A 6,000-nucleotide genomic window follows, 5' to 3' on the forward strand; every position below is an offset into this window, starting at 1 on the left:
CATTCACTTCTTAGGCATCGATCGAATTCATCGGCTTGGCGACCCCCGCGACACTGCTTTCCGCTGAGCACAGACGCCTGAGTGTCCAACCTGCAATTTTCGACCGTCGCACGATGGCCGGTTCTGAGAGATCTGGCAGTCCTGCCATTCCCGTAGAATTGTTGCGCCGCACAATAGCGAACCGACCGCGAAATGCAGATATCCATAATCTACAATTCGCGAGCAATAGTCAGCAATATCGATCGTGCTTTCGTAGTGGCCTGCCCATAAAGCAAAATCAATTCGGCAAGCTGATCGTCCTCAGCATAGAAGTAGGCGGTGGGCACTGATAGAGCGACGGCAAGCTGACAGGCAAACACATAGTCCACCTTGTGGAGACCCAGTTCGTAGCGATTGATGCGGGTGCTAGCGACCGAGGGATCGAGGCCGGCGACGATGCCGAGCTTTTTCTGCGACAGGCCCGCGCGCAGGCGGGCTTCCTTGAGCCTGCCTCCGAAAACGGTACGTCCTGCTGCGGCCATTGCGTAACCCTGTGAGCGGAGTTACGAATGTCGTAGCTAAGTGTCCTTTTGCATACTGCAAATATCGTAGCGTTTTAGGGGCTGGTGGCCGTAAAATTGGCGCAAACTGGCACATGCGCGTCTGAAATTCGCTTCAGCGCTGATCGTCGGTGGTCGAGCGGGAACTGGTGGTCCCTGGTTCGCGCAGGTTGCCGCCACTTAGATGATCCATCTCGCGACGGATGGCCTTAATGGCACCGACCAACGGTGCAAAAAACAGCTTTGGGCTTTCCTTCGCTGCCTCGACGATTTCTCGCATGAGGGCATTCATGGCTGATCCTTTTTTGGTGAGAGGCGGTCCACATCGTGTCGCAAGCGTCATGAGTCGTCATGGTGAAGATTTCCCGGAATCCATGAATACGTTGGATTGTCATGATCTTTATATAAATCCAATATTTCGTCGTCATCCCACCTGCTGAAGTGATCATATTGCCAGCTTGGCTGTTGCCCGACTGATCGCTCTCCGTCAAAGAACTGGGCGAGGAAAGACAGCATGGGCGCAATCATCAGGCCTACGACGGGCGCGGCTATCGCCTGCACGAAGCGGTCAGCGATAGCGGGGTTGATGTGGAAATGCGTCCAGACAACATCAAGAAAAACCTCGATCAGAACCGCTGCTGCAAACGTCAGCAGGCCCACCAGCGCACGCGCCATGAATGGAGCCTGGGTCAATCGGCCATAGGAAAGTATCAGCGACTTCATATTGTTCCTCGCATGCTTTGGGTCTCTGGGTCGTCTTGCGGGAAGCTGGCTTGTCACAGACATCGACTGATCTGGACGGTGTCCACAGGCATCGCCGTGCCGCCGGTTGACAAGCTACGAATATCGTAGCAATCTATCTTAATAAGAGCTACAAATAACGGAATTTTCCGATGAGAATTTGCACCGGAAGAACTAGACAGCACCTCGGGGCTAAACAAATTGAGAAGTCAAAGTCGAAATACTTCGCCGTGACGCACTGCTCACGCGCCTGAACTGAATCGCGCGTCAGACTCAAGCTCCCTATCCATTTGTTGTCATCCATGCCGCGGACAGGATGCTGTCCGCCGCTGCGCATCGTTTTTTATTTCGGGGATCAACAATGAAGAAGCTTCTGCTTGCCGCGTCGCTCACGGGCGTCATTGCGCTGTCGGGCTGCGCAGTCAATACGACACCTCTCACTCGGGAACAAGTCGCCGCGAAGGTCGCGGTCAAGACGGGGTATCCCGGCTGCTACGGCTGCAACATGGTTCGGAAGTATGCGGCACCACGGTTTTACCGACAGCAGTTCATCAATGAACCGGATTTCCACGGCTGGCTCGATCTGAATCTACAATTGGTCTCGACGAACTACAACACGGCCGGGCATGCACAGGCATACCGGATCGTCGCTGGCGTGATCGTGAACGGTGGTTTCGTGAATGCATGGCGCACGAACCATCCGGAGGAGCGCTGCCCGACCGACAACGAGGTCGAGCACGGCTATCACGGCTTCCATGCGGGCCAGGGCATTGAGTTCTGGCTGGTGACGGACGATGGCACCTACGAGTCGCTAGACCACGTGTCCGACATGAACGGTGAAACGATCAAAAACCTAGAATGCTTCAACAGCACCGGTAGCGGGGCCTCGTGGACCCAGATGATTGCCTTGCCCGTTCAGGAGGTCGAGGCAGCCTATAGCCAGAATCGCCCGATCCGGATTTTCGCCGGCCGTGCGCTGACGAAATACGAATCGACGAGCGACGGCTACAAGCCGGTGACGGTCGGGCAGGAGGTCCGCAAAGGTTTGATATTCGAATTCAGCCCGGATTACGTGGGCGGTTTCGTCGACGGCCTGAAGCGCCTTGGCGCCGACACGGCTGTCGCTCGTTAAGACGGATTCGTCCGGTTTTTACAACCATTAAATGATGCCGGGTTCGGCCAACGCAGCGTGGCCGAACCATTTTTTCAGGGATGGCGATGCGAGCCGGCGTGTTGAGTGCCGCCGTATCGGCCGGGCCTGATGCGCACTGACACACGCCGACGCGGGCGCTTACGTGGTAAAGGGGTGCTTAGGCATGGGTTAAGGTCGAGGTGTTGCCGTGATCCTGGGCCATTCAAGACTGTCTAGTGCCTCGCGCATGGTCTTGGGGCTTGCTGCCTTGGTGTAGTCCACTCGACCGCTAGAGCCGTGCGCGGCGTGGCCCGTGATTGAGTCAGCCGTTTCGGTGCCGATTCCCTTATCGGCCAGCGCCCCGCGTATCCAATGACGAAATTTGTGCGATCCGTGAAGGCGACCAGTCGGCAACCCGAGGGAGCGCCTAAGCTCTAGGAACCATCTGCCCAAGGTGTCACCCTGTGCGGTTGCTCGGCCGCTCAATGACGGGAACGCACCGCCCGCACTACCCGCGATCCTCTCATGCCACGCGGAGAACCATGGGTCCGCGAGCAGGTGAGAAGCTAGCGCGACGATACGCTCCGATTCGTCGGTCTTGACAGTCCCGGCCTCAGCGGTGATACGAACGGTTTTGATACCGTGGCGAGTTTGGAAGTCCTCGCGACGCAATTGCGCTATCTCACCTATGCGAGCCCCGGTATGCAGAAGCAGCAGCACGGCAGCTCGACCATCTTCGGGGGTTACATTTTCCCAGTGGTGCACCTGCTCCATCCGGTCGGAGAACAGAGGCGCTCCGAACAATAGCTCCAGTTCGTTATCGGTCCATCCTTCGCGTTTCTTCGCGCCCTTGGTCTTATCGAACGAAACCGTGAACTGGTTGCGGTCGAGGATGCCATCCTTTACGGCGGTGTTCACTAAAGCATTGACAGCGGTGTAATGATTGTGAGCCGTCTTGGCCCCAAAGCCCCGCGCCTTGCTGTCTAACAGGAACTTGACGAAGGCTGCTCCGGTCGCTCGCGTCAGATCGCTCAAGGGGACTGTGCCGCACGCTTCCTCGAATAACTCTAGCGCCTTCCGGGTGCGCTTTACAGGGTTGTCTGTCTCGGCATACCCGTTCCACTGCTGCCAGGACGGCACCATGTCCCAAACGGTTTTGGGTGCTTCCCGAGTCTTCTTTGCGGGCTCGTCGTCGGGAGTGAGCCCCTTGGGGATAACGGGGGCAGGCGGCGTATCTACGGGTTCACCATGGCTTCTTTGTGCCACTGCATCCATGGCCCTAACCAAAGTCCGCGTGATGCGCTGAAGTGCCAGCCGACCGTCGGTCGTGTCCCATTCCACGCGAATAGACAGAGGGTCACAAACGAAGTCTACGTACTCACGGGTGGCCGAGAAGTCTCCCCGAGCTAATGCTGCCTTCCAAGCCCAGGCCTGTTCCTGGTCAAACCGTTGCGCTGCTACAGCCTGCTCTTGGGTCAGGAAGTCCCCCGTTTGATCCCATGTCGCCACAGCGGTATTAGAGCGTTGGCCTCTGTAGGCGCCAACCAATAGCGGAGTGACACGGGTTTGTTCATCCAGCGCCAAGACCAGGTTTTGTACGGCCTGGGCGATATAAGCCTCTAGCTCTTCTGACAGCGGGACGAATGGCGCGGGGCGCGTACTGTCCTCCAGCGCCTGAAACCGGACTCGGTGTTCGGCTATCAGCCGGTGTGCGATTGTGATCGCTTCAGCGCGGTTGCGAGTCTTGAGGCTGGCTCTATAAGCATCGGTCGCCAGCTTGCCGCTACGCGTGCGAGGAAACAGGTGTCGAAGATGCTTGGGGATGCCGATACGGAGTTGATAGATACCGCTTTGGGGATGCGGTTCTAGTCCAGGAGGCAGCGTCGTCATGTCGTCCATCCGCACATTTTGACACGCGAATTGACAAGGTAGATTGACGATGCCGGAAAAGACAAAGGCCCGTAAGTCCTTGACCGGCTTGGTTTCCCAATTCAATCAGTGACTTACGAGCCTTAAAATCTGGTCGGGGTGAGAGGATTCGAACCTCCGGCCTCTACGTCCCGAACGTAGCGCTCTACCAGGCTAAGCTACACCCCGAATTCTACTGCTTAGACTCTTACGGCGTTTCAGTCTCGTTCAAGACTGGCGGGCCGTCGAGTAAAAACATAATTCTAGCAGGCTTTCTTTGTAAATGGAATCGGGAAACGAAGAAATTGCCTGGGCCGCCGCGTTGGCTTCGCGTTTGGCGCACTCGAGCGTGTGGTCGAGCGCGCCTGAGCGTGTGATGGCCTCGAAGATCGTATCGAAACGGTCGGTGCCGCCCTGTTCGATCGCCTCGCGGGCGAGCGCCGATTGTTCCGGCGTGCCACGCTCGATGAGATAAATGAGCGGCAGCGTCGGCTTGCCTTCGCGCAAGTCGTCGCCGGCGTTCTTGCCCATCGATTCGGCCGTTCCCGTGTAGTCGAGCCAGTCGTCCATGATCTGGAACGCCGTGCCGATCCGGCGGCCGAACTCCGCGGCGGCGGCTTCCGTCGGCGCGTCGGCGCCCGAGATCACGGCGCCGAGCTGCGCGGCCGCCTCGAACAGCTTCGCCGTCTTGTAACGGATCACCTGCATGTAGCGCGCTTCATCGACGTCGGCATCGTGCATGTTCAACAGCTGCAGCACCTCGCCCTCGGAGATGATGTTCGTCGCTTCCGCCAGAATTTCCATGACGCGCATCTTGCCGATGCCGACCATCATTTGAAACGAACGCGAGTAGAGAAAATCGCCCACCAGCACGCTTGCCGCGTTGCCGAACAGTGCATTAGCCGTCTGACGGCCGCGGCGCAGGTCGGACTCGTCCACGACGTCGTCGTGCAGCAGCGTGGCGGTATGGATGAATTCGACGATCGCCGCGAGTTCGTGCCGATGCCCGGTCGTATCGCCGAGCGCCCCGGCGACGAGCAGCAGCAGCGCGGGACGCAACCGCTTTCCGCCGGCGCCGATGATGTATTCCGAGATCTGGTTGATGAGCATCACCTCGGAGGCCAAACGTTGCCGAATGACGCGATTGACCTGCTCCATGTCCTCCGAGATCGGGGCGAGCAGGTTGGCGGCGCTGGGGGGGGAGGTGGCGGTCGACGACATGATCAAAAAAATGTGTGGTGCCGCGGATTATAAAGGGTTATGCGGCGGTCCGAGGGGGCCGGCGGCGGCTGGATTTCGCGCGGCGCGAGCGCGCGTCGCCCGGCGGGCCGCACCAGCCTTTGACCGCGGGCCTAACTCTATGTATAATCACGCGTTTTCGCGCACGGTGCGTGGAAAGAAGCAGTAGGCCGGTTTGACGAAGCAGTCTGAGAAGCAGCAGTACAGGCAGCAGTCTTAGACGCAGTCGAAGAGCCGGCTGGCTATGAGCAGGTTTGAAAAAGGCGTCCGCGCAAGCGGCGCACACAGAGTGAGGTTCTCCAATGTACGCGGTCATAAAAACCGGCGGCAAGCAGTATAAGGTTGCTGTCGGCGAAAAATTGAAAGTAGAACAGATACCGGCAGACATTGACGCTGAAATCACGCTCGACCAGGTTCTCGCGGTAGGCGAAGGCGAATCGA

At 58.1% G+C, this 6,000-nt stretch carries 7 protein-coding genes and 1 tRNA gene; 2 read left to right on the top strand and 6 right to left on the bottom strand.

The window, feature by feature from the left end; all coding sequences use genetic code 11:
- Positions 1 to 209: 209 nt before the first annotated feature.
- The 3 genes from ACTHNR_RS05860 to ACTHNR_RS05870 form a co-directional block, all read right to left on the bottom strand.
- A complete protein-coding gene (locus ACTHNR_RS05860; protein WP_440546609.1) occupies positions 210 to 521 on the bottom strand; it encodes a helix-turn-helix domain-containing protein in 312 nt (103 codons plus the stop codon).
- 133 nt (positions 522 to 654) lie between these two features.
- Entirely contained in the window at positions 655 to 831 is a 177-nt protein-coding gene (locus ACTHNR_RS05865; RefSeq protein ID WP_440546610.1) for a hypothetical protein, read from the bottom strand.
- A 47-nt stretch (positions 832 to 878) separates the two neighbouring features.
- The gene (locus ACTHNR_RS05870; protein WP_440546611.1) at positions 879 to 1,262 is read right to left on the bottom strand and encodes a hypothetical protein; all 384 of its coding nucleotides are present in this window, start codon (positions 1,260 to 1,262) and stop codon (positions 879 to 881) included.
- Between the two features lie 334 nt (positions 1,263 to 1,596).
- Between ACTHNR_RS05870 and ACTHNR_RS05875 the strand changes: the two genes are divergently transcribed.
- On the top strand, positions 1,597 to 2,412 hold the full coding sequence (locus tag ACTHNR_RS05875) for a hypothetical protein (RefSeq protein WP_440546612.1): 816 nt from the start codon (positions 1,597 to 1,599) through the stop codon (positions 2,410 to 2,412).
- A gap of 189 nt (positions 2,413 to 2,601) precedes the next feature.
- Here ACTHNR_RS05875 and ACTHNR_RS05880 read toward each other — a convergent pair whose 3' ends face one another.
- The 3 genes from ACTHNR_RS05880 to ACTHNR_RS05890 all read right to left on the bottom strand — a co-directional run bounded on the left by ACTHNR_RS05880 (position 2,602) and on the right by ACTHNR_RS05890 (position 5,541).
- On the bottom strand, positions 2,602 to 4,302 hold the full coding sequence (locus tag ACTHNR_RS05880; protein WP_440546613.1) for a DUF6538 domain-containing protein: 1,701 nt from the start codon (positions 4,300 to 4,302) through the stop codon (positions 2,602 to 2,604).
- Positions 4,303 to 4,432: 130 nt separating this feature from the next.
- Positions 4,433 to 4,509: transfer RNA gene (locus ACTHNR_RS05885), tRNA-Pro, on the bottom strand.
- A gap of 39 nt (positions 4,510 to 4,548) precedes the next feature.
- Positions 4,549 to 5,541, bottom strand: coding sequence for a polyprenyl synthetase family protein (locus ACTHNR_RS05890; RefSeq protein ID WP_440546614.1), 993 nt, complete (start codon positions 5,539 to 5,541; stop codon positions 4,549 to 4,551).
- 320 nt (positions 5,542 to 5,861) lie between these two features.
- On the opposite strand from ACTHNR_RS05890, the gene ACTHNR_RS05895 reads away from it, so the two are divergent.
- Positions 5,862 to 6,000 (top strand): bL21 family ribosomal protein (locus ACTHNR_RS05895; RefSeq protein ID WP_440546615.1); only part of this gene is annotated, 139 nt, incomplete at its 3' end.

It is taken from the genome of Trinickia sp. (assembly GCF_051954495.1).
GTDB lineage: Bacteria > Pseudomonadota > Gammaproteobacteria > Burkholderiales > Burkholderiaceae > Trinickia.

Excerpts from the sequence above, each read along its gene's own strand:
- ACTHNR_RS05860 (WP_440546609.1), bottom strand. The coding sequence starts at position 521 with ATGGCCGCAGCAGGACGTACCGTTTTCGGAGGCAGGCTCAAGGAAGCC.
- ACTHNR_RS05865 (WP_440546610.1), bottom strand. The coding sequence starts at position 831 with ATGAATGCCCTCATGCGAGAAATCGTCGAGGCAGCGAAGGAAAGCCCA.
- ACTHNR_RS05870 (WP_440546611.1), bottom strand. The coding sequence starts at position 1,262 with ATGAAGTCGCTGATACTTTCCTATGGCCGATTGACCCAGGCTCCATTC.
- ACTHNR_RS05875 (WP_440546612.1), top strand. The coding sequence starts at position 1,597 with ATGCTGTCCGCCGCTGCGCATCGTTTTTTATTTCGGGGATCAACAATG.
- ACTHNR_RS05880 (WP_440546613.1), bottom strand. The coding sequence starts at position 4,302 with ATGACGACGCTGCCTCCTGGACTAGAACCGCATCCCCAAAGCGGTATC.
- ACTHNR_RS05890 (WP_440546614.1), bottom strand. The coding sequence starts at position 5,541 with ATGTCGTCGACCGCCACCTCCCCCCCCAGCGCCGCCAACCTGCTCGCC.